Genomic DNA, 21,821 nt, shown 5'->3' on the forward strand with positions numbered 1-21,821 from the left:
CAAAAAGAAAACGCCGTTCCGCTCATCGTGAGAGAAACAGCGTCTGCTATGCATAATGAAAACATGCTATAGGGATCATGCGGCACTCAAGCCTCCAGCAAAAGCATTTCTTTACGCAATGCTTCCAGTCTTGCCTTCGTTTCGGAAATCAGCGGCTCGTCGCCTTCCGCCAATGCATCCGAAAGCGTCGCCAGCTCATAATCGATTTCAAGACGCAGTACCGGAATACGCTCCTCCGCCCGTTTCGACCGGTATGCCTTTGCAATATCCTCCAATGTGACGGCTCGCTCGCGTTGGAACACCACTTTATGCTCCACCCCCGATATTTCCACCATTCGAATGATTTCGCCGAACATAATATTTTCGATGACGATTTGGCGTTCGCGGAACCTTTTCACTACCGCGTGCCCGCGTGTGGCCCCGATCATACGCTCCATGATTTCCACCAGCTTCTCATCCCGGAACGAATAGTTGCCTACCATCTTAAAGCGGTCTCCGATGCGTTGAAACTTCAGCTTCACCAGCCTGCGCGCCGAGCGGATCGAAACGATGAAATACGATTCGTTCTCGCTCCAATACAATGAATAGCCTTCCTGGATCAATGATTTGATAAAGTTGTGGATTGTCCGGCGATCAAATCGTAAATCTAAGTTGCAGTATTCGACTTCATAGCTTTTGTTCACGGCAATCCCTCCCAAGCTGCGGCGTGATAAAGAGACGAAATATTCTAAAAATTCATCTTTACCTTATAGTATACTGATGTATATGATTGCGCAACTTGGTTTAAGGACCTATTTTTATCCGCTTACCGTCTCTTGTTCCGGTTTGAGCACAGCCGAGCCGAGGCCGATCGTCACCGCCGCGAACAGCATGAGAATGAGCAGCGGCCAAGCGATGTCGGAAAGCGTCCCCCCGCCGGCAAGGGCAATGAATCCGTCCATCGCCCATTTCTGAGGGACGATATTGGAAAGCCGCTGCATGACCTCCGGCATAAACTCCGCCGGCCAAAAGCAGCCTCCCAGCATGCAGCTCGGGGTGATGACCAGCGAATTGATGATGCCGATTTGATGCCGATGTCTCGCAACGCCTGCGATGGCGGTCGACATGCCGACGGCCGCAAACAAGAAGCAGACTAAGATCAGCAGCTGAAGCCCAAGCGAATGTGTGAACGCCACGCCGAAAATGACGATGTTCATTAGGGTGACGATCCCGATTTGGCCGAGACCGATGGCAAGCATCCCTAGAAATAACCCGAGCGATATTTCGATCGGCCGTACGGGAGCCGTATACATTCTGGAAAGCGTACGACCGCTGCGGTCTTCTAAAATCGTCGCTACCGAGCCGCTGGTCAGCAAAAGGATGAACATGAGAAGCAAGCCCAGCGCGTTGGGAACGATCCCGTTTCCCTTCGGTCTTTCTTTCACGGTAACGGCCGGCTGAACGGTTCCCGCATTCTCGGGTTCGGCCAGTCGGCGGCTGATTCCGTCGACCGTGATTTGAACCGCCGCCGTGTCGGCGCCCGCTCTCCACTCCCTGTATTGCAGGCTTCCGTCCTCGCGCACGATAACGCCCGAGTTCGTCAAGCCGTCCACAAAAACAGTCGTAAGCGCATCTTCATCCGCCGCCGGGACGACGTCGAACTGCCGCTCCAGCACGGAAAGCACGGCTTTGCCGGCAGCGCCCCCCTCCAAGTCGACAAAGCCGACGGTCGGCGCCGCTTTATCGAAGGAGCCCAGCGCTTGAATCGCAAAAGAAACCACGATGGACGGAACGAGCAGAAAGAAAAATATATTTTTGCGTTTCGAGGTGATTCTTCGAATCATCGTTACCGCAATCCATATCGAGTTCATAAATATTTCGTCCTCCTCGAGAATAAGATGGACAAGGCAAAGAGCGCGGCCGCATAAGCGCCCAACCAAGCGATATGTTGAATGACGGCGTCATACGGACTGTCGATCATTAAACGCAGGAAGCTGCGTGTCGACCAATACGACAAAGTAAACCGGCCGACCGCCGCCATTTCCTCGCCGATTCCTTGCGTGAACCCTCCCGATAAAAGCGTCATCGTAATGACCAGCGTTTGGAACACGGCGGTAACGACCTTCGCGCTGCGGAAAAATTCGGCGGCAAGCAGCCCTAAGCTCATCGAAGCGATAACGGTCAAAACGGAGGCAACCGCCAGCAGTCCGAGCCGATCGCCCCAGTATACGCCGTAAACCCAGTGCGTGAATGCGATGATAAAGGCTGTTTGAATGCAGGCAATCGTCCCGTGCGCGAGCATTTTGCCGGCAATGATCGAGCCGAATGGCACCGGCGCAGCCGCCAGACGCTCCAGCGTATTCCTCTCTCTCTCCCCGGCCAAGCCGCTTGCGGCGACCATTCCGGAATATAACAGAAACATGACGAGCATCGCGGAAGCGTAATATTGCATCGCAGTGAACGTTTTTACCGTTTCGGTCCGGATCGGTACACCAGTCTGCTCCGATTGCCTAAGCCCCGTCTCCTCCGCCGCGCTTCGCAGCATGCTCTCGATTACGATATTTTTCATCCGGTCGTTACCGGGGAAAAGCTCCCACACCGGCGTATCGCCGTCCTTAACGACCAATCCGAAATCGAAATTGCCGCCGGCCGTCTCCGCCTCCACCTGTTCTTCTCGCTCAAACCATTCGATCTCGGCAGTGGGGAGGGTTTTCTCCAGCATCGTTTGAACGCCGCTCCCGGCGGAGACGTAGGCGGCCACGCGCGGCGCAAACGTTTCCGCGCCCGGATTGAACATTTGGGATAACGCCGAGCCCAGTATGAATATGATAAGCAGCGGAGAAGCGAAATAGAGCACGAACGTAGTGCGGCTGCGCGCCATTCGCACCATTTCCCCGCGAAAAATCGTCCAAAGATTCATAACGCGACCCCCTTATTAATCTCTTAGCTTTCTGCCGGTCAACGCCAAGAAGAGCGCCTCTAGCGTCGGCTCATTCCGATGAACGGAGCGGATGACCGCGCCATGCTTCGAAAGAATGAACAGCACATCCTGCAGCACGAGCTGGGAGTCCGTCAAATACAGCTTCAACCGGTTGTCTTCCGGCTGTACGAAGCGGATTCTTGCATGGCGCTGCAGCTCTTCTACGCTGCCGGGCGTTGGCGGCTCGGAAAGCTCGATATCGAGCGTTTCCTCAAACCGGATTTGCTCCTGCAGCTCCTCTTGCGTCCCGCGAGCGATAAATCGTCCGCGATCGACAATGCCGACGCGCGTCGAAATTGCCTCCACTTCTTCCATGTAGTGGCTTGTATAGATGATTGTAGAGCCGAGCCGGTTCAGTTCGAGCACGGATTGCAAAATATGATTTCTGGACTGCGGGTCGATGCCGACCGTCGGCTCATCCATCATAATCAGCTTCGGCCGATGGGCGATCGCGCAGGCGATGTTCAGTCTCCGTTTCATGCCGCCGGAGAAGGAGTCCGGCCGATCGTGTCTGCGATCCTTCAAGCCTACGAATTCGAGCGCCTCTTCGGTCCTTTCCTTCAACTTCGCCCCGCGAAGACCGTACAGCCTTGCAAAGAACGAGACGTTCTCCGACGCAGACAATTCCGAATAAATCGCCAAATCCTGCGGAACGACGCCGATGATCCGCTTGACCTCTCTCGGATGCTTGACGACCGACAAGCCGTCGACCAGCACCTCGCCCGAGTCGGGCCGGAGCAAACCGGATATAAGTCGGATCACCGTGCTTTTTCCAGCTCCGTTAGGTCCGAGCAGACCGAAAATTTCCCCTTCTTCAATCGATAGGTTCATATGATCGACCGCCATGGTCGTGTCGTACCGTTTCACAACATCGTTCAACTGCAAGATCGGCATCGCTGAGCACATCCTTTTTCCAAGTTTCCCGTTTATGAGATCATTGTAGCTTCCGGTGCGGCCTTTTTGACGTATATTGAGTCATTTTCGCAAGTGACCTAAGTCATAGCTTAAGCGGGTAAAGAAAAATATGCTATAATCTTTTTTGCGCGATTCGCAAGCCCCTGTCATTCCAGGCGAATCGTACGGAGGCGTACCGATTTGAGAACTCTGCTATGGATTCGTTATACCCTGCTCATCTTAGCTTTCATCCTCGCATTATACCGGGGCAATATACATAATTACGAATGGTATACCGCCGCCGCACTGCTTTACCTTGCGGCAGCGCAAGCCTCCGACCGGCTGCTGCCGGTGTCGGCGCGCTGGCTCGGGCGAGCGGCCGAGCTATTTGCTTGCTTCTGGTTTGCTCACACCTATGCGGAATTCATGTATTTGCTCCCTTTCTCATTTGCCGTCTCTCTATTTGCTTCTCCCCCCGCCGCTGCGCGGGATTCGGATCGTACGGCAAATTTCATAGGATTGGCAATAGGCGCTGCCGTGTTCGAATCGTTTTCTTCCGTCTACGGTACGGAAGGGTGCATTGCCATCATTACGCTTTACGCTTGCTTCATCGGATTGCTGTTTAAAGTGCGGCGATTGTCGATAGCGAACCGGGAAACCGGATTTTTATTTGACGAGGTGCGCAAAAAAGCGTACGAGCTGGAGGAAGCCAAACAGCAAGCGGCGGATTTTGCAAGAAAAATCGAGAATGCGGCCCAGCTGGAAGAACGCAACCGGATCGCCGTCGAGCTGCATGACGATTTGGGGCACCGCCTCATTCGAGCCAAGCTGATGCTGGAGGCCGCGGTGAACATTCATTCCGCTCAGCCGGATAAAAGCTTCGAGCTGATGTCGGCGGTGAAGGATCAGCTGCAGGACAGCATGGAAACGATGCGGCTGACGGTTCGCAAGTGGAAGCCGGACCGCTCCGCAGGACACCGGCAATTTTCCATTCACCGGCTGATGGAGGAAGCGGCCGACCGGTTCGGCATCGAGGTGACGGGCGACATGCGGGGCATGCCTTATCCGCTGTACCCGAGTGCGGAGGTCGCTCTGTTTCGCAACGCGCAGGAAGCCATTACGAACGCGATCCGTCACGGAGGCGCGACGACCGCCCGCATTACGCTCGAGTATTTGCCCGATTCGGTGCGCATGACCGTTTCGAACAACGGGGCCTTGCCTGATCAAGGAAAGGTCGACCGGCTCGGACTCGGCATTACCGGGATGAGAGAACGGGTATCTCTTTTGGGAGGAACGGCGGAAATCGTTGTCGGAGACGAATTCGCGCTCGTGACGACGATTCCGCTTCCGCATAACGAAGACAAATAGGCAAAGTTTGGCGGTACGTATAGGAAAGGGGAACAAGCGCTATGATCTCATTATTAATTGTTGACGACGACATGCTCATTCGCGAAAGCCTCAAAATGATTCTCGACCTGCAGCCTGACATTACAGTAGCCGGCGTTTGCGGCAACGGGCGGGAAGCGGCCGATTTCGTCCGCGCCGGCAACCCGCGGCCGGATGTCGTCCTGATGGATATTCGGATGCCGGAATGCGACGGTGTGGAAGGGACAAGGCTCATCAAAGAAATCGATCCGAACGTGAAAGTGCTTATTCTGACGACCTTCGACGACGACGATATTCTCGTCCGGGCGCTGCGCTTCGGAGCAAACGGCTATTTGGTCAAAAACGTTTCCCCCGAGCGCATTGCGGAAGGAATTCGAACGGTGCATAACGGAAACATGGTGCTGCACAGCGACATAGCCAAGAAGCTCAGCGACATGCTGCAGCCGGCGCCGAAGACGACCGCCCCGGATTCCGTCGAATCGGCGTTCGCCGGCGCCGGACTGACGCCCGCCGAAATGAAGATCGTAGCGAAAATAGCGGACGGGCTGACCAACAAGGAAATTGCCGGAGAGCTGTTTTTAAGCGAAGGCACCGTTAAAAACTATATTACCGTCATTCTCGAAAAGCTCGCTTTGCGTGACCGCACGCAAATCGCCATACAATATTGGAAGCATCGTACATAAGCTTAGACATCACGAAGGGAGCGGCAGCATTGGCATTTAAGGGATTTACTCCAGAAGATTTCAATGTATTTCATATTGCAGGCTTAGAGGAGCGGATGGCCGGCATCCGCGAACGGATTCAGCCGAAGTTTAGGGAGATCGCCGAGGAGCTGTCCGGCGATTTGACCGCGCTGGCAGGCAAAGAAATGTATCTGCATATCGCCAAGCACGCCCGCCGCACCGTCAATCCGCCGGTCGATACGTGGCTGGCGTTCAGCCCGAACAAGCGAGGCTATAAGCAGTATCCGCACTTTCAAATCGGATTGTTCGACGACCGGGTGTTCATATGGCTGGCATGCATTTATGAGATAGCGGATAAAGCCGCGGTAGCGGATCGGCTGCTCGCAGGCATCGACCGGATTCGGGATGCGCTGCCGGAGGACGCCCAGCTTTCGACCGACCATATGAAGAAAGGCGCAGGCGATGTAAGCGCCATGAACCGATCGGATTGGGAGTCCGCTTTGCACCGCTTCCGCAACGTGAAGAACGCGGAACTGCTCATCGGCAGGCAAATCGCCAAGGACGATCCTATCGTGCATGACGGCGAGCGGTTTATTGCGCTCGCCCGCGGGATGATGCGTCAGCTGGCGCCGATTTATAAGCTTGCGGCCGGTGAATAAGAAGAGCAACCTCCCTTGTTTCGGTTAGAAACTTGGGAGGTTGCTTTTTTTCCGTTGCGTGAAATTAGTCTGTGGGTGAAGGGAGCTTTAGCGGAATAAAGTTCCGTTCAAGGTGGCCGGTCATGCGGCGCGGATGGCTGCAACGGAACGAAGTTCCGCTGGAGGTAACTAATCTTTGGGGAAACGAATCGGCAGGATTTTGACAAGTAACCACAGGGTTGCTAATCTTGACAAGTAACCACAGGGTTGCATATACTCGATATATGAATTGGGATAAAAACGCTATTTTCAATGCACTTGGCGACTCTACCCGGCGGCTTATATTAGACGAACTATCCGAACGCAACGAGTTGACGTTGTACGAACTTACGGCACGTCTCATTATGAAGCACCAGCTTTCCATTTCGCGGCAAGCGATAGCCAAACATCTTTCTACATTGGAAGATGCAGGGCTCGTAAAATCAGAACGAAAGGGGAAATTTCGAGTAATAATATTCAACAACGAGCCACTTAAAAATTTGCTGAAAGGATGGATCGAGTAATATGAAAATCATTGTTACAAGCATATTCGTTCAAGATCAAGACAAGGCATTGGAGTTTTATACAAAAACGCTGGGCTTTGTAAAAAAGCATGACGTTCCCGTGGGTGAATTTAGGTGGATAACTGTTGTTTCTCCCGATGATCAAGACGGTACCGAGCTTGTGCTCGAACCGAATGACCATCCTGCCGCCAAAGAGTATCAAAAGAAAATATTTACGGACGGCATCCCGGCAACAATGTTTGGCGTTGCAGATATTAATAAAGAGTATAAACGGTTATTGGAAAACGGCGTGAAGTTTTCTATGGAGCCGACAACAATGGGCGAACTCACAATAGCTGTCTTAGACGATACATGCGGCAACCTTATTCAGATTATGCAAAAGTAATATAATAATCAAACCAAAGCAAAAGCCCCACCAACGGATGGTGGGGCTTTTGCTTTGGTTGGCACTAATAGTAAGAAGGTAAAACTTCACTATTTAGATTCGGAAGACCATTTCCTGCAAAATAGCGCGGTCAAACTTCACTATATCACCGTTTCCTCGCCACTTTTCGATGATACCGTCACAATAAGGAAGTTTCACCTCACTATTTCGCTCCACGTGCCTCGTTTCTGCAAAATAGTGCGGTAAAACTTCACTATTGCCGAACCCATCCTATTGAGCTACGCCGCGCTCCCGGCCCTTCGCTTGATCAGCGTCAAAAACTGTTGAAGCAGGAGAAGTCCTCCGATGCAGAATACAGCCCCAAGCAGAAACGGAAAGGCGGACTTAAGCTCGAACACGCCTCCCGCAATAAGCGGCCCGGCGATGCGGCCCAAGCTGTCCATGGACGAGTTCAGCCCGCCGGTAAGCCCCTGCCCCGCCGTTGTAGTCTGCGTGATCAGCGACGTCACGCACGGGCGCAGCAGCGAGTTCCCGATCGAGAAGACGCATAAAAACAAAGACGTCGTCAAAAAATCGCGGGAAAACAGCAGCAGCACAAACCCGGCCGCCGAAATGAGCAAGCCGGCCCGGATGAGCCCCGGCTCCGTCCCCTTCTTCGCGAACTTCCGCACGAACCCGCCTTGCATCAGCGCGCCGACAACCCCGCTGATCAGCATCATGTATCCGAACTGCTCCGGCGTCGCTCCGAACCGTTCCATACTAAAATATTGGAGCACCGATTCGAGACCCGCGAGCGTGAACGTCACAATGAAAGAGAGCACGAACAAATAACGGATCGGGCCTTCGAATGCGGTCCAGCGCGAAACCTTCTCCTTCGCCGCGTGTTTTCTGCGCTCCTCCGCAGACACCGATTCCGGGAGCGAAAACAATGCGAACAAGAAATTGACGAGCGCCACGCCGGAAGCGACGAAGAACGGGACCGCCGTTCCGAAATTGCTTAACGCTCCTCCAATGCCCGGGCCGAAAATAAAGCCCAGTCCGATGGACATGCCGATCAGCCCCATCGACCTTGTCCGCTTTTCCTCCGACGTTATGTCGGCTATATAAGCGACGGCGCACGATGTCGCGGCGCCGGAAAAGATGCCGCCGAGAATGCGGGAAGCGTACATGAGCCCCAAATGTCCGGAAGACAAGCCGAAAAGCAAAAAGCTGACGCTGAAGCCCGCGACGCCCATCAGCAGTACGGGCCTTCGGCCCAAACGGTCCGACAGCTCTCCCCAAAACGGAGACATCAAAAATGACGCCGCCGAATACGCCGCAAGCATGACATACAAATGAAAGCGCTCGGCTCCCGAGCCGACGATCATCGCCGGCAGCACCGGGATAATAATCCCGAAGCCGAGAAAAATCGTAAATACCATAAATAAAATAATCGGCAACCGTTTATCCACGTTGATCCCCCGCATCTCTCGAATCTCAGAAGTAACAACCTTTATCCTACCACATCCTTTTTGCGATAGGAAATGAACAGATGAAGAACGAACAGCGCCATGAGGACCGCTCCGCTAAGCAGGAACGGATACCGGTGGCCGAGCGTGTCCCACAGCTTCCCGGAGACGAGCGGGCCGATGACGAAGCCTGCTCCTTCAATCGTCAGGAAGAAGCCCCAAGCAGCCCCTCTCTTCCGTTCGGGAACGGCGGAAGCGACCAGCGCGTTCCACGCGGGGATGACCAGCGCATAACCGAACCCGACGGCGATGACGGCCGCATACAGCTCCGCTCTCCCGCCGATCGCGGCGAACCAAGTAGTCGCCGCGGCGGCGAGCGGTATGCCGATATGCAGAAACCATCTCGTTCCCCACCGGTCCGTCAGCCTTCCGACCGGAACGAGCAGCAGCAGCGTCGCCGCTCCGCCGATGATCAGAAACAAGCTGAATTCGTTGGGCGACAGCTTTAAATCTTCTCTGGCGTACAACGTAACGATCGGCGTCAATACGCCCAGCGCGAACGTCTGCAGGAACATCGCCGGATACAGCAGCCTGCTTACTTGAAGGGAACGGGAGAGCTCCTTGAAATAACCGGCGACTTTCGCGGTAACGGGCGCACCGTCCGCGGCTTTTCCCCCCGTCTTCTCAAGCCTCGGCGGTCTCTCCCTTGTTCCGGTTCTGTGCGGAAGAAAGAAGCATACGACAAATACGGCCGCGGTTAATCCGAGGATAATGGCATACGGGAGCGTAAAGGTGTGATCCTTAATGAACAGATTGATGACGACCGGCCCCGCCCCGGTGCCCGCCATCCACGCCGTATAAACGACGCCGAGGATCGTGCCCTTCGCCTTCTCGCCCGCCACCTCCGTCGTTCCGGTCACTACGCTCGGCCATAGCGGAGAAGTTCCCGTTCCGAGCAGAAAGCAGCCGATGACCGCAAGCAGCGGAGTTCGTCCGAAGGCGAGCAGCGCCACACCGGCCAGCGTAATGCCGATTCCCGCCGTCATCGTCCAACGGTAGCCCGCCGTATCGATCAGCCAGCCGACGGGTCCCCTGAACAAATTGTCTCCTATGTATTGAAGCGAGAACGCCCAGCCGAGCGCAAACGCGGACATTCCGAGCGCCCCTTTCAAATACAGCGGCAGGACGGAGACGAGCAGCGCCCCTTTGACAAACTCGACGGAAAACATGATGAACAACAGCTCGAAAACAAACGGCGACCAAATTCCCGAAAGCTTCGGAAAGCGCATGTCTCTCCCCCCTTCTTTCCCCAGTTTGTTCCTTACTTTAGTTTCCTTGCCCGATCTTGATTATTTTCACCAACATGAACAACACTATATTCGATTCCGCATTTAAATTATTGTTGAAACTGGCGCTAATTTTGCTATACTCAAATCTATTGTTTGTTTCGATATCTCTTGTTACTCGAAAGGGGCGATTGTTCATATGGATCAATCCCGCACACCGTTACTTGAAGCGCTTATAGCCCACGCACGGCGCAATCCGCTTCAATTCCACATTCCCGGTCATAAGAAGGGCTTAGGCATGGACGCCGAATTTCGGGACTTTATCGGCGACAACGCGCTGTCCATCGACTTGATCAATATCGCCCCGCTGGACGATCTGCATCAGCCGTCCGGCGCGATCGCGCAAGCTCAAGCGCTTGCCGCCGAAGCTTTCGGGGCGGATTATACATTTTTTTCCGTACAAGGAACGAGCGGCGCGATTCAAACGATGATCATGGCCGTTTGCGGCCCCGGAGATAAAATCATCGTTCCAAGGAACGTTCATAAATCGGTTTTGTCGGCGATCATCTTTGCCGGCGCGCGCCCGGTGTTTTTGTCGCCGGCGATGGACGACCAGCTCGGCATTGCGCACGGCGTTACGACGCGTTCCGTCCGGAAAGCGCTCGAGCTCCATCACGACGCCAAAGCGGTGCTCGTCATCAACCCGACCTATTTCGGCATCAGCGCCAATTTAAAGGAAATTGTCGAGGTGGCGCACTCGTTCGACGTCCCCGTGCTTGTAGACGAAGCCCACGGTGTCCACATTCAGTTCCACGAGGAGTTGCCTTTGTCGGCGATGCAAGCCGGCGCGGATGCGGCGGCGACGAGCGTTCACAAGCTTGGCGGATCGCTGACGCAAAGCTCCGTGCTGAACCTGAAGGGCAACCGGATCAGTCCGAAGCGGGTACAGGCGATCTTGTCCATGCTGACTACGACCTCGACGTCGTACTTGCTGCTTGCGTCCTTGGACGCGGCTCGCCGAAATTTGGCGCTGCACGGTCGCGAAATGACGGAGAAGTCCATTCGGCTGGCGGAATCCGCAAGGGAACGCGTTAACGCCATCAAAGGGTTGTATTGCTTCGGAAAGGAAATTTTGGGGACGGAAGCAACCTACGATTACGATCCGACGAAGCTGACAGTCCACGTCCGCAAGCTCGGCCTTACAGGCTTCGATATGGAGCGGCTGCTTCGGGAGCGGTTCAACATCGAAGTGGAAATGAGCGATATGTACAACATTCTGTGCATCATTACGCACGGCGACTCGGAAGACACGGTAGGAGCTCTGATTGACGCTTTGTCGGCGATTGCCGAGGAGCGCGCGGGGGCGCCCGAAGCGAAAATCTTCGCGGTCAAAAATCCGAAAATTCCGATGCTGTCGCTTTCGCCGCGCGATGCGTTCTATGCGGAGACGGAATCGGTCCCACTGGAAGAGTCGGACGGCCGCATTATCGCGGAATTTATAATGGTTTATCCGCCGGGCATTCCGATCCTGCTGCCGGGCGAAGTCATTTCGCAGGAAAACATCGACTACATTAACGAGCATATCAAGGTCGGACTGCCGGTGCAGGGACCGGAAGACAAGACGCTCCGCAACGTGAAGGTCATCGTGGAGGAGCGCGCCATTACCGCATAAGCATACAGCCGCCGCTTTTTTAAGGGGCGGCTTTTGTTTTCTCCGGCCATAAGCATTGTAACCGTTCTCTAAACCTGTTAATATGGTACGTGGAAACAAAAGGAACACGGATTACAGCAACCAAAGTAGGTGTACATATGAGTCAGAGCGCAGCGCTATATTTTGTTGACGGATCCGAAGCGCCATCGGTCACGTTGGACGAGCTGAAGCAGCATTTGCTGCACTACCGCGATCAATTGGAATTAACCGGCAAGCAGCTGGGCTGGAGTTATTCCGAGGCGGCATTTCCGTATACGATCGAGTCCAAGCCCGAAGGGGACGGCGTCTGGTTTTACTTGAAAGGAAAGAACGAGCTGTACAAGTATATTGTTTTCGGGGTCGGCAAGGAAACGACGGAAGACGGAGAACGGCATTTCATCCAGGTCGTCCTTCCGGATGGAAGTACGCACGGGGATAAAGCGAAAGCAAATGAGTTCTGCAAATATTTAGGACGACAGCTCAAAACCGAAACGCACTTATTCAACGGCCGCATCATGTATTTCAATCCCAGGAAATAGACAAAAAAACAAGAGCCGCTAGTCTCTTCGTTGAGACCCGCGGCTCTTCTTACGCTTTGCGATTAGTCGTCTTCCCCGATTTCTTCGTCCAGCATGCTGTTGTAAATATCGAGCACGGCTTCCCACTCTTCGTCGTCCTCGATATTGGCGAGAACGAGCTCGTCGCCGTCCTGCTCAATCCGCAAAATATGTCCGTCCGCATCGGGATCGTTCCGGTCGATCAGCACCGCATAATCGTTGCCGTCGTAGTCGAAGGTCCGTATATGAACCAGCTCGCGCTCGGCGCCGTTTTCGTCCGTTACGATCAATACCGCTTCTTCTTCGTCTTCCAGGTTGTCGCGCTCATGATCCGCCATGTAAGTTACCTCGCTCCGTCTGTTCGAATATTGTCTATAGGCTAGAGTGTGGCCCAGTTGCCTCTCCCATTATACTTTATTCCGCCTTCGACAAAATCGCCTTCTCGGACACCAGCTCAAAATCGCTGTCCTCCGATTGTTTGATATAAAACTTTACTTTGTACTGCCCGGACAATTTAAACTCCATCTTAATGGGGGACGTGACGTGCCAGAAGCTGTCGCTTGCGCCGTCCTCCAGTTTGTAAACCTGGGATTCGACCGTTTCGCCGTTCGGGTCGGCTACCACGGTTTTAATCGAACGAACCTTCGTCTGCAAATTGTCGACCTGCGCAAACACGAAAAATTCCCCGGACTGTCCCTTCTTGGCATACCCGAACGGCTTCATCGCGTTCTTGTCGCCGTAAAAGAGAAACAGATGCACATTCGGCTTATAAATATGTATCGCGTCGGAATTCGGATCGTTCTTCACCAAAGCCTGAAGCGTGTCCGACCGAAGAGGAATATATGTCTTGCCGTCGATTTGCAGCGCTCCTCCGCTAATATCGTCGCCGTTGACGGTTACGCGCACTTTTTTCCCTTTCCAAGTCTGGAGTGCCTCGTTGGCTCCAATGGAAGCCCCGCCTACCATGGACAGCGCTATCGCGCACAACAGCATTCTGCGGATTTTCATTCAGATTCCCTCCAAAAGTTGTTTCCGTCAAGTTATACTCGCCATTTGCGGAAGAGTTGCGCTCCGAACGCATTTCCTCGGCAAAAAACTTCCAATATCACAAAACTTGGTATTTGTAAACAAAAGTTTGCGCGCATCGAACGGTGTTCCGATTGTGTCCTGAATAGGATAAAATTAACATTGTTAACACGAAGAATAAGGTGAAGTAGATAAAGATGAACAATTATCGGATCGAAGAGGAAATGAGGAGCCTCAAGAATTTGCTTGAGGACACTGTGGAGAGATATGAATACGACTTCTGCCATCCGGACGTGGTCGCCGTCAGCCAGCGGCTCGACCAGCTCATCGTCCGCATCTTAATTAACCACACAAATCCGGAGTCTTAATGACCCGGATTTTCGTTTGTCCGGGAATGCTTTAAATTTCCATATGATCGTGTTACATTAATATTTAGTGATTTTAAACAGTTTTTAAAGAAAGACTGGAGGGTACTAAGTGTGAGTGTCGAAGTGACCATGATCGGCACCGGCAGCGCCTTTGCCAAACGCTACTTCAACAACAACGCTTTGGTCAAGGTCGACGGTTATCAACTACTTCTAGATTGCGGAGTTACGGCTCCTTATGCACTTCACCGGCTTGACGTCGGCTTCACCGACATCGACGCTCTCCTCGTTACTCATATCCATGGGGATCATGTAGGCGGTTTGGAAGAATTCGCATTTCAAATGATGTTTAAATACCGGAAAAAGCCGGTCCTATACGTTCCGTCGACCATCGTTGAGACGCTTTGGAACTCTACGCTCAAAGGCGCCATGGAAGTCGTCGAGCAAGGACTCGATACGCTGGACGCCTACTTCCAGGTCATTCCCGTTGAACCCCGGAAGCCGACGGCGCTGTCCGAAGGGCTTACCGTTGAGCTCATCCCGACCCTGCATATCCCGGGAAGACCGAGCTACGGAGTGCTGATGAACGATACATTGTTTTACAGCTCCGATCTCGTATTCGACGAGGCGTTACTGACGTCGATGATCGATGAAGGACGCTGCCGGCATATTATGCACGACTGCCAGCTGATCGGCAAGGGCGAGGTGCATACGACGTTAACCGAGCTGCTATCGCTGCCGCCGCGCATCCAAGAGCGAATTTGGCTGATGCACTACGGCGACGAGATGGAGCAGTTTGTCGGACAAACCGGTCTCATGAAATTTATCGAGCAGCACAAGCCGTATCGATTCGAATAAATCGTAGAGGCCGCAACGATCGGTATCGAAGCGGCCTCTTGCTTTATAGCTTTTTCTTCATCCGAACATGCGGAATACCCGCGTCCAGGAACGTTTCCGGAGATACCGTTTCATAGCCCAATTTCTTGTAGAACGGCTCCGCATGGCATTGCGCGTCAAGCAGGCTGTACGCAAACCCTTCCTCCTTCGCCCATTTCTCCAGCGCAGCCATAAGCTCCCGCCCGGTTCCGCGGCCTCTGTACCGTTGGCGGACCGCGACGCGCTGCATCTTGGCCGTATCCGGTTTGTATACGATAAACCGGCCGGTAGCGGCCGGCGACCCGTCCTCATCCAAGAGCAAAACATGTCTGGCCGCCTCCGGCGACACGTCGTACTCGTCCATCTCCAAATCCTCCGGCACCTGCTGTTCTTCCACGAACACTTCCAGCCGGATGCGGAACGCTTGCTTCAGGCTTTCCTGCGTTTCAATTCGAACGATCTTCATCATGTACCGCCTCCGCAACCCTTTATTGTATACTTCCGACGCTTTGTCTAGTATTGCAACTATTTTCCTATATCGCATATAATATAGTATGTTTCATGTGATTTTCAATTGATCGTATAAAAGGCAAATCTGCCGAAAGACAGAGACGCAAAGCCGAGGGCCTAACGCGGGAGACCGTTATGGCGGCCGGGCTGCCGATTGCATACATAGGAGGAAAATTGCATGCCGTTCTTGCGGGTCGACGAATTAAACCATCATAGCAAAAATTCGGTTGCGATCGGAAACAAAGTTTCCGTAGAAAAGAAAGATTTCGTCTCCGTAGGAATGGTAACGTTTATCGAGGGCGACATTATTGAAGTCGAACTGCCCCAAGCCAAATATTACGCGCCCGGAGATCCGATCAAAGTCACCGTATACTCAAATAACGGATTCCTTATTCTTCCATCGTCCGTCATCGCGAAGGACAACGAAGTGATTATGATTTTGAACCCGCCGGAAAACCAGCGGCTGACGCAGCGGCGGCAGCACCCGCGGATCGACATTCAGAGCGAGGGCTTCATCCGCGCCATCATCGGGACGAACCAATCGGTACAGCCATTAGAGGAGCCGTTCCCCTTTCATATTAGCAACATCAGCCTTGGCGGCGTCGGGTTAATTGCCTCCGAATCGGTTCCGCTGCGGACGATGACGGTAGCGGAGACCGAGTTCAACATTTTGGGCGGCGTTCAATGCCGGGTCGAGGTTTCCCGAAGGCAGACGTCGGAACGCGGCGTATATATCGGCGCTAAGTTTCTCGACTTCCCGCAGGAGCAGCTTAACAGCTTGCGCGGCTTTATTCTTAGAACGCAAATTGATGCGCGCGTTAAACAAAGAAGAGAAGAAGCGGCTATGTAACCGTTACGGTGCAGCCGCTTTTTCTATTTTACTTACGGGAGCAAGAGCGCCGCGATCGGAACCGCTCCTTCCTCCCCGTCATCCCATCTCCCCCATGCCATGATCCCGTTCATCCGCTCGAGCTGAAACGTCCGGGGCTCGTGTCCCACACGATACGTTCCTTGAGGCAGCTGCAGCCCTTTCATCAAATACGACTTTGCCATGTACGCCTTTTGCCGGATTACGTTCTCCTGCCACGCCGATTCCGCCTTCGCCAGTTCCTTCTCCAGCCGCTCGATTTCCTCTCTCAATTGCTCTTGCGAAAGCTCGCTGTATCTTGTATTCATATCCTTTTTCATCCTTCTTTGCACTGGATTTACTTCCTCTTCCCAATATTTACAGCTTTAAAATGCCCACCGCTTTCCCCTATCATTAAATCTAGCAAACCTCAAGGAGTTGGCATCATGAAGAGAACAATAGCAGCCGGCTTGGCAAGCGTCTTGATTTCGCTCCCTCTGATCGCCTCGACTGCGAACGCGGCGAGCTACACCGTTCGCTCGGGAGATACGCTGTGGCTGATCGCGAACGCGAACGGCATTTCCGTCAACGAGTTGATGAGCTATAACGGTTTAACAAGCAGCTCGATTTGGCCCGGCCAGACGCTGCAGCTTCCCGTCAAAAACGGTTACACGGTACGCTACGGAGATACGATGTGGCTCATCGCGCAAAAATTCGGCATCCCGTTATCCATTTTAGCAAAAGCGAACCCCCAAATCACAAACCTGGACAACATTTATGCAGGACTCGTACTATCGATCCCCAAGAAGCCTGCCAATTTCGTTAACGGCACGTTTCCGTTGAAAGCGGGTACATACACCCCGTTCGAAGACAATTACGCCGTCTCGCGCGACTGGAGCCCGGAAGGCCCCGATACAAGAACGCACGAGGGCGTCGATATTTTCGCCAGAGCGGGCACACCGATTTACGCCTCTGCCGGAGGCACCGTAGTGAACATCGGCTGGAACGATTACGGCGGATGGCGCCTCACCGTTCAAATCGATAATGATACTGCATTTTATTATGCGCATATGTCGGGATATGGAAGCAATCTGTATAAAGGCGCCAAAGTGTCCCAAGGACAGCTGATCGGGTACGTAGGAAGCACGGGCTACGGTCCGCAGGGCACGTCGGGCAAGTTTTCGCCGCATCTGCATTTCGGAATGTATCATACCGCCTCCTCCCCGTGGACGACCTCGGATCCGTTTACTCATTTGAAATGGTGGGAATTGAACGCGAAATGACCAAAGCTCCCGCACCGTTCGGACGCAAGCTTTTCCGATACGGCGGGGGCTTTTTGCTATGCATGATTAAAAATTGTATTGTGTCGCGAAAATATAGTGTTCAATCCATTGTTTTCATGGTATTTTAGGTACGTATCATGAAAAAAGTCGCTATTTTATAGTTTCGAAGGGAGCGCGCAAGTTTATGATTCGAGTAGCTATGTTAAGCTTTTGGCACGTTCATGCAAACGATTACGCGAGGGAAGCGACAAACCACCCCGACACGGAGATTGTCGCGATTTGGGATGAGCTGCCGGAGCGCGGACGGAAGGAAGCGGAGAAGCGGGACGTTCGGTTTTTCGAATCGCTCGACGAGCTGCTCGCACAGAGCGACATCGACGCGGTCATCGTAGATACTCCGACGAATATTCACCGGGACGTGATGGTGAAGGCCGCTAAAGCGGGCAAGCACATTTTTACGGAAAAGGTTGTCGCGGCAACGACTGCGGAGGCGAACGAAATTTTGGCGGCCGTACGGGAAGCCGGCGTGAAGCTTACGGTATCCCTGCCGCGGCTGAATGACGGATATACGCTTGCGATTCAGCGCATTCTTGAAGAAAAGCTGCTCGGCGAATTGACGATGGCGCGCGTTCGCCTGTCGCATAACGGCGCTACGGCGGGCTGGCTGCCGGAGCATTTCTTCAATCTCGAGCAGTGCCAAGGCGGAGCCTTGATCGACCTCGGCTGCCATCCGATGTATTTGACCCGATTGTTCCTGGGCTTGCCGAAAAGCGTAAGCGCAACGTACGGATATGTGACGGGCAAACAAGTCGAGGATAACGCCGTGGCGATTCTCAAGTACGAATCCGGCGCCGTCGGCATCGTGGAAGCCGGTTTCGTGAACAGCCATTCGCCGTTTACGATTGAAATTCACGGAACGGACGGCACGCTTATGTACGGTACGCCGGACAGCAAGCTTCTGCTCCGCTCCAACCGCAACGGCACAGAAGGCTGGGTAGCGCAAGACATCCCGAGCAATGTGCCCGGCGCGTTCCACCAGTGGGTCGGACATATTCAGAACGGGTCGACGGCGGATGAGAACATTGCCCTCGCTCTCGATTTGACGAAATTGATGGAGGCTTCGAACCTATCGGCCGCTTCCGGCCGCGCTGTCGATTTGGCCGGCTTGGAGAAGTAAAACGATGGCGACGCGTACGCCGAATGCCCGTAATCCTAAGAAAGCAAGCAAGGGATTTCCGTATGCCGTCATGGAAGAGCGCCCGAAGGCATTGGATGCGCTCGATATCAGCTTCCGCTGGGGCGGCTACGGTTTCCGCGTGCTGCGCTGTCATTTGGCCGTGTTTCCGCCGTCGCATACGATTTCATTGCATAAGCATTCGGAGTATGAGTTTCATTTTATCCCTAGAGGGCGCGGCAAAGTGGGGCTTCCCGACGGAGAATACGAGCTTCGGGAAGGCTTGTTTTACTTGACCGGTCCGGATGTGCTGCACTATCAGGAGACCGACGCGGAGGATCCGATGTCGGAGCTGTGCTTGCACATCGATATTGTGGAGCTGAACGAACCGGGTTTGAGCGGGATCGGCGGTGTCGGCGGGTTTGACGCGCTGGAGCATGAGGAAGCCCGACGATGCGTCGAGGAGCTGCGCCGACTTCCGGCAAAGCCTGTGAACGATCAGTGGGATGCGATGTCGTGGTTTTTGACCGCTTATCGCGCATGGCATGAGAACGATCCGTTCTTTCACTCGACCGTGAAGCATGCGATCATCCAAATTTTACTCCGGTCCGTCCGCGCTTTCCGGAATCGTCGGATGACCTCGCTCCCTGCAAGGGATATGAGCAGGCACCGGTACCAGCTCGCCGTTCAATACATACAGGACAATTATGCCAGCCCCCTCTCTCTGGATGAGGTGGCTGAGCGGGTCCAGGTGAGCGGCCGCCAGCTGCAGCGTGTGTTTCGGGAGCATGGGGACGTTTCGTTCAGCGAATATCTCGAAACGGTACGCCTCAAGCGGGTGTGCGAGCAATTGCGCAGACCGGACTTGACGATCGAGCAGATCGCGGTAAATAACGGTTTCACGAACGGAAATTATTTATTTTCCGTATTCAAAAAGCGGCTGGGCGTTACACCCGGCGAATATAAACGAAAAGAGGGAATCCTATGACACGAAAAACCCGAATCGGCATTATCGGCAGCGGGGGCATCGCCGCTGCGCACATTCGCGGCTACAAAACGATGGAAGAGGTTGAAATCGTAGCGGTGGCGGACATCGTTCCGGGCAAGGCGAAGTCTTTCATCCAAGATCAAGATTTGCCGGGCGCTGAAGCGTTTGAAGACCATCGCCAAATGCTCGAGCTTGACTTGGACGGCGTCAGCGTTTGTACGCCGAACATGGCGCATCACCAGACGACGGTCGATGCGTTGAACGCCGGTAAGCACGTGCTTGTAGAAAAGCCGATGTCGGTTACGCTGGATGAAGCGATCGACATGGTGCAGGTTTCCAAAAAAACGGGCAAAATGCTGTCGATCGGCTTCCAGCCGCGCTACGATCCGAACATGAAAATTGTCCGCGATATCGTTCAATCCGGTCAGCTCGGTAAAGTGTATTTCGTCGAAACCGGAGGCGGACGCCGCCGCGGCATGCCTGGCGGCACGTTCATCCGTAAAGACTTGGCAGGCGCCGGCGCGATGGCCGACATCGGCTGCTATTCGCTCGATATGGCGCTGAACGCGCTCGGCTATCCGAAGCCGCTGACCGTATCGGCTTATACGTCCAATTATTTCGGCACGAATCCGAAATACCATCACCAAGCCGACCAGTTCGACGTGGAGGATTTCGGCGTCGCCATGATCCGTCTTGAAGGCGACATTGTGCTCAACTATAAGATCTCCTGGGCGATGCATATGGATACGCTCGGCTCGACGTTGTTCCTTGGGACCGATGCTGGCCTTAAAATTAATCCGGCCGGCAAAGGCCCTTGGAGCGGCGTATGGGACGGCCGACTCGGCAGCGTCAAGATGTACCATGACATCATGGGACATCATACCGAGAGCGAAATTCCGCTTCAGGAGCACAGCATCAATCTGTTTAACGAGAAGGTTCGCGACTTCGTCGACGCGATCCGCAACAACCGTCCGGCACCGATCCCGGGCGAACAAATTTTGTACAATCAAGCGATCATCGACGCCGTTCTCCGCTCCTCCGAGCAGAAGCGCGAAGTGACGATCGAGCTGCCATAAGCACATGCAAAGAAGAGCCGACCGATTTGGTTGGCTCTTTTGATTTTACTATTGTATTCCGCTGCAGCCCTATATACCGCCAAACTAGCTACTCCGAACAGGAACTTTTTTCCGTTGCAGCTGCCGCGCCGCATTGACCGACCGCCTCGTACGGAACTTTATTCCGCTGCAGCCCGGCACACCGTCAAACTAGCTACTCCGAACGGATCTTTGTTCCGTTGCAGCTGCCGCGCCGCATTGACCAACCGCCTCGTACGGAACTTTATTCCGCTGCAACGATCATTGACCGAGTTTCTCCAAGGTAGTCTCCGAACAATTATTGAGCAATATTCAGCCTCGCCAACTCTTTGTTAATTTGCCCTGAGGCGATGTAAAACCACATTTTGAAATCTGCAATTAACGACCATATCGGGTGACCGAATGTAGCCGGCTTGTTGCCTTCAATGAGGAAGTGACTAAACCATGCAAAGCCGTAAGCAACTACCGGAGCTAAAAGTATGTATGCCGGATGAAGCACAATAGCCAAAATGATCGCTACGAATACAAAGTCCGTACCTATAAAGTGCAAGATTCGAGTCAACGGTTTGCTATGCTGCTGAAGATAATACGGCCAAAACTGCTCGAAGCTGTTGAATTGAGGGATATTGCTGAAACTGGTATTGCTCATTTTTTCACCATCCGTTCGTATCATAGTAAACCCATTCTAACGCCTAAGCTCAATATTTGATACTATCTCTTTGCATAATATCAGTTATTGAGCTTACGAACGATGTGGAATGGTGGTTTTGGAGGCTTAGAGTCATTTTTTGAGCCTATTCGCTATGAAACCTAGCATTTCCGGTTTATGGCCAAACTTAAAATCAATTTTTGATACTATCTTTATGGATAAGGTCATTTTTTGACACAAAAAAACACCGCTGACTAGCGGTGCTTCATCTTATATGTATGGAGCGGACGATGGGATTCGAACCCACGACCCTCGCCTTGGCAAGGCGATGCTCTACCACTGAGCCACGTCCGCATAGGGATTTATTGTGCCCTGAAAACCGGATGCGAAACGTGAGACATCATTCCAATATAGGATAAGCCCTCGACCGATTAGTATTCGTCAGCTCCACGCATTGCTGCGCTTCCACCTCGAACCTATCCACCTCGTCGTCTACAAGGGGTCTTCAAGCAGGGAAATC

At 53.4% G+C, this 21,821-nt stretch carries 25 protein-coding genes, 1 tRNA gene, 1 rRNA gene and 1 riboswitch; of the genes, 14 read left to right on the top strand and 13 right to left on the bottom strand.

Annotated features, from left to right (window positions below; all coding sequences use genetic code 11):
• Positions 1–86: 86 nt before the first annotated feature.
• The 4 genes from PT964_RS01810 to PT964_RS01825 form a co-directional block, all read right to left on the bottom strand.
• A complete protein-coding gene (locus PT964_RS01810; RefSeq protein WP_274361594.1) occupies positions 87–683 on the bottom strand; it encodes a hypothetical protein in 597 nt (198 codons plus the stop codon).
• Positions 684–797: 114 nt separating this feature from the next.
• Positions 798–1,850: an ABC transporter permease gene (locus PT964_RS01815; RefSeq protein WP_274361595.1), complete on the bottom strand. Its 1,053-nt coding sequence runs from the start codon at positions 1,848–1,850 to the stop codon at positions 798–800.
• A complete protein-coding gene (locus tag PT964_RS01820; RefSeq protein ID WP_274361596.1) occupies positions 1,847–2,899 on the bottom strand; it encodes an ABC transporter permease in 1,053 nt (350 codons plus the stop codon). Before PT964_RS01820 ends, PT964_RS01815 begins: the two co-directional genes overlap by 4 nt.
• Before the next feature lie 15 nt (positions 2,900–2,914).
• The gene (locus PT964_RS01825; protein ID WP_274361597.1) at positions 2,915–3,853 is read right to left on the bottom strand and encodes an ABC transporter ATP-binding protein; all 939 of its coding nucleotides are present in this window, start codon (positions 3,851–3,853) and stop codon (positions 2,915–2,917) included.
• A gap of 201 nt (positions 3,854–4,054) precedes the next feature.
• Between PT964_RS01825 and PT964_RS01830 the strand changes: the two genes are divergently transcribed.
• The 5 genes from PT964_RS01830 (at position 4,055) to PT964_RS01850 (ending at position 7,508) form a co-directional block, all read left to right on the top strand.
• Complete coding sequence (locus PT964_RS01830) at positions 4,055–5,221, top strand: sensor histidine kinase (RefSeq protein WP_274361598.1); 1,167 nt, start codon at positions 4,055–4,057, stop codon at positions 5,219–5,221.
• 41 nt (positions 5,222–5,262) lie between these two features.
• Complete coding sequence (locus PT964_RS01835; RefSeq protein ID WP_274361599.1) at positions 5,263–5,922, top strand: response regulator transcription factor; 660 nt, start codon at positions 5,263–5,265, stop codon at positions 5,920–5,922.
• Positions 5,923–5,951: 29 nt separating this feature from the next.
• Positions 5,952–6,581, top strand: a complete 630-nt coding sequence (locus PT964_RS01840; RefSeq protein WP_274361600.1) for a DUF1054 domain-containing protein — start codon at positions 5,952–5,954, stop codon at positions 6,579–6,581.
• A gap of 263 nt (positions 6,582–6,844) precedes the next feature.
• The gene (locus PT964_RS01845; protein WP_274361601.1) at positions 6,845–7,123 is read left to right on the top strand and encodes an ArsR/SmtB family transcription factor; all 279 of its coding nucleotides are present in this window, start codon (positions 6,845–6,847) and stop codon (positions 7,121–7,123) included.
• Position 7,124: 1 nt separating this feature from the next.
• Entirely contained in the window at positions 7,125–7,508 is a 384-nt protein-coding gene (locus tag PT964_RS01850; protein WP_274361602.1) for a VOC family protein, read from the top strand.
• A gap of 278 nt (positions 7,509–7,786) precedes the next feature.
• On the opposite strand, the gene PT964_RS01855 is transcribed toward PT964_RS01850, so the two are convergent.
• A complete protein-coding gene (locus tag PT964_RS01855; RefSeq protein ID WP_274361603.1) occupies positions 7,787–8,959 on the bottom strand; it encodes an MFS transporter in 1,173 nt (390 codons plus the stop codon).
• A 41-nt stretch (positions 8,960–9,000) separates the two neighbouring features.
• A complete protein-coding gene (locus PT964_RS01860; RefSeq protein WP_274361604.1) occupies positions 9,001–10,245 on the bottom strand; it encodes an MFS transporter in 1,245 nt (414 codons plus the stop codon).
• Positions 10,246–10,441: 196 nt separating this feature from the next.
• Between PT964_RS01860 and PT964_RS01865 the strand changes: the two genes are divergently transcribed.
• Together PT964_RS01865 and PT964_RS01870 are read left to right on the top strand one after the other, a co-directional pair.
• Entirely contained in the window at positions 10,442–11,914 is a 1,473-nt protein-coding gene (locus PT964_RS01865) for an aminotransferase class I/II-fold pyridoxal phosphate-dependent enzyme (RefSeq protein WP_274361605.1), read from the top strand.
• A 137-nt stretch (positions 11,915–12,051) separates the two neighbouring features.
• On the top strand, positions 12,052–12,471 hold the full coding sequence (locus tag PT964_RS01870) for a DUF1885 family protein (protein WP_274361606.1): 420 nt from the start codon (positions 12,052–12,054) through the stop codon (positions 12,469–12,471).
• Between the two features lie 62 nt (positions 12,472–12,533).
• Here PT964_RS01870 and PT964_RS01875 read toward each other — a convergent pair whose 3' ends face one another.
• Entirely contained in the window at positions 12,534–12,827 is a 294-nt protein-coding gene (locus PT964_RS01875; protein ID WP_274361607.1) for a DUF1292 domain-containing protein, read from the bottom strand.
• 76 nt (positions 12,828–12,903) lie between these two features.
• Positions 12,904–13,497 (bottom strand): copper amine oxidase, encoded by a 594-nt coding sequence (locus PT964_RS01880; protein ID WP_274361608.1) that lies wholly within the window; start codon positions 13,495–13,497, stop codon positions 12,904–12,906.
• A gap of 215 nt (positions 13,498–13,712) precedes the next feature.
• Here PT964_RS01880 and PT964_RS01885 point away from each other — a divergent pair, with 215 nt between their 5' ends.
• Both PT964_RS01885 and PT964_RS01890 read left to right on the top strand, forming a co-directional pair.
• Positions 13,713–13,883: an aspartyl-phosphate phosphatase Spo0E family protein gene (locus tag PT964_RS01885; RefSeq protein WP_274361609.1), complete on the top strand. Its 171-nt coding sequence runs from the start codon at positions 13,713–13,715 to the stop codon at positions 13,881–13,883.
• Positions 13,884–13,994: 111 nt separating this feature from the next.
• Positions 13,995–14,738, top strand: a complete 744-nt coding sequence (locus PT964_RS01890) for an MBL fold metallo-hydrolase (RefSeq protein WP_274361610.1) — start codon at positions 13,995–13,997, stop codon at positions 14,736–14,738.
• Positions 14,739–14,781: 43 nt separating this feature from the next.
• On the opposite strand, the gene PT964_RS01895 is transcribed toward PT964_RS01890, so the two are convergent.
• A complete protein-coding gene (locus tag PT964_RS01895) occupies positions 14,782–15,222 on the bottom strand; it encodes a GNAT family N-acetyltransferase (RefSeq protein WP_425262656.1) in 441 nt (146 codons plus the stop codon).
• Between the two features lie 112 nt (positions 15,223–15,334).
• Positions 15,335–15,421: riboswitch (cyclic di-GMP riboswitch) on the top strand.
• A 23-nt stretch (positions 15,422–15,444) separates the two neighbouring features.
• On the opposite strand from PT964_RS01895, the gene PT964_RS01900 reads away from it, so the two are divergent.
• Positions 15,445–16,116, top strand: a complete 672-nt coding sequence (locus PT964_RS01900; protein WP_274361612.1) for a PilZ domain-containing protein — start codon at positions 15,445–15,447, stop codon at positions 16,114–16,116.
• Between the two features lie 32 nt (positions 16,117–16,148).
• Here the strand turns inward: PT964_RS01900 and PT964_RS01905 are convergent, their stop codons facing one another.
• Complete coding sequence (locus PT964_RS01905; RefSeq protein ID WP_274361613.1) at positions 16,149–16,442, bottom strand: DUF1811 family protein; 294 nt, start codon at positions 16,440–16,442, stop codon at positions 16,149–16,151.
• A gap of 117 nt (positions 16,443–16,559) precedes the next feature.
• Between PT964_RS01905 and PT964_RS01910 the strand changes: the two genes are divergently transcribed.
• From PT964_RS01910 to PT964_RS01925, 4 genes are all read left to right on the top strand, one after another.
• Complete coding sequence (locus PT964_RS01910) at positions 16,560–17,396, top strand: M23 family metallopeptidase (RefSeq protein ID WP_274361614.1); 837 nt, start codon at positions 16,560–16,562, stop codon at positions 17,394–17,396.
• Between the two features lie 184 nt (positions 17,397–17,580).
• A complete protein-coding gene (locus PT964_RS01915) occupies positions 17,581–18,573 on the top strand; it encodes a Gfo/Idh/MocA family protein (RefSeq protein WP_274361615.1) in 993 nt (330 codons plus the stop codon).
• A gap of 4 nt (positions 18,574–18,577) precedes the next feature.
• Positions 18,578–19,558, top strand: a complete 981-nt coding sequence (locus PT964_RS01920) for an AraC family transcriptional regulator (protein WP_274361616.1) — start codon at positions 18,578–18,580, stop codon at positions 19,556–19,558.
• Positions 19,555–20,634, top strand: coding sequence for a Gfo/Idh/MocA family protein (locus PT964_RS01925; RefSeq protein WP_274361617.1), 1,080 nt, complete (start codon positions 19,555–19,557; stop codon positions 20,632–20,634). The genes PT964_RS01920 and PT964_RS01925 overlap by 4 nt, the downstream gene beginning before the upstream one ends.
• Positions 20,635–20,950: 316 nt before the next feature.
• Here PT964_RS01925 and PT964_RS01930 read toward each other — a convergent pair whose 3' ends face one another.
• The 3 genes from PT964_RS01930 to PT964_RS01940 all read right to left on the bottom strand — a co-directional run.
• The gene (locus PT964_RS01930; protein WP_274361618.1) at positions 20,951–21,301 is read right to left on the bottom strand and encodes an Mpo1-like protein; all 351 of its coding nucleotides are present in this window, start codon (positions 21,299–21,301) and stop codon (positions 20,951–20,953) included.
• Positions 21,302–21,580: 279 nt separating this feature from the next.
• Positions 21,581–21,655, bottom strand: a tRNA-Gly gene (locus PT964_RS01935).
• A 57-nt stretch (positions 21,656–21,712) separates the two neighbouring features.
• Positions 21,713–21,821: ribosomal RNA gene (locus tag PT964_RS01940) — 23S ribosomal RNA — on the bottom strand; the annotation flags it as partial.

This window comes from Paenibacillus thermotolerans (genome assembly GCF_028745515.1).
In the GTDB taxonomy this organism is placed as follows: domain Bacteria; phylum Bacillota; class Bacilli; order Paenibacillales; family YIM-B00363; genus Paenibacillus_AE; species Paenibacillus_AE thermotolerans.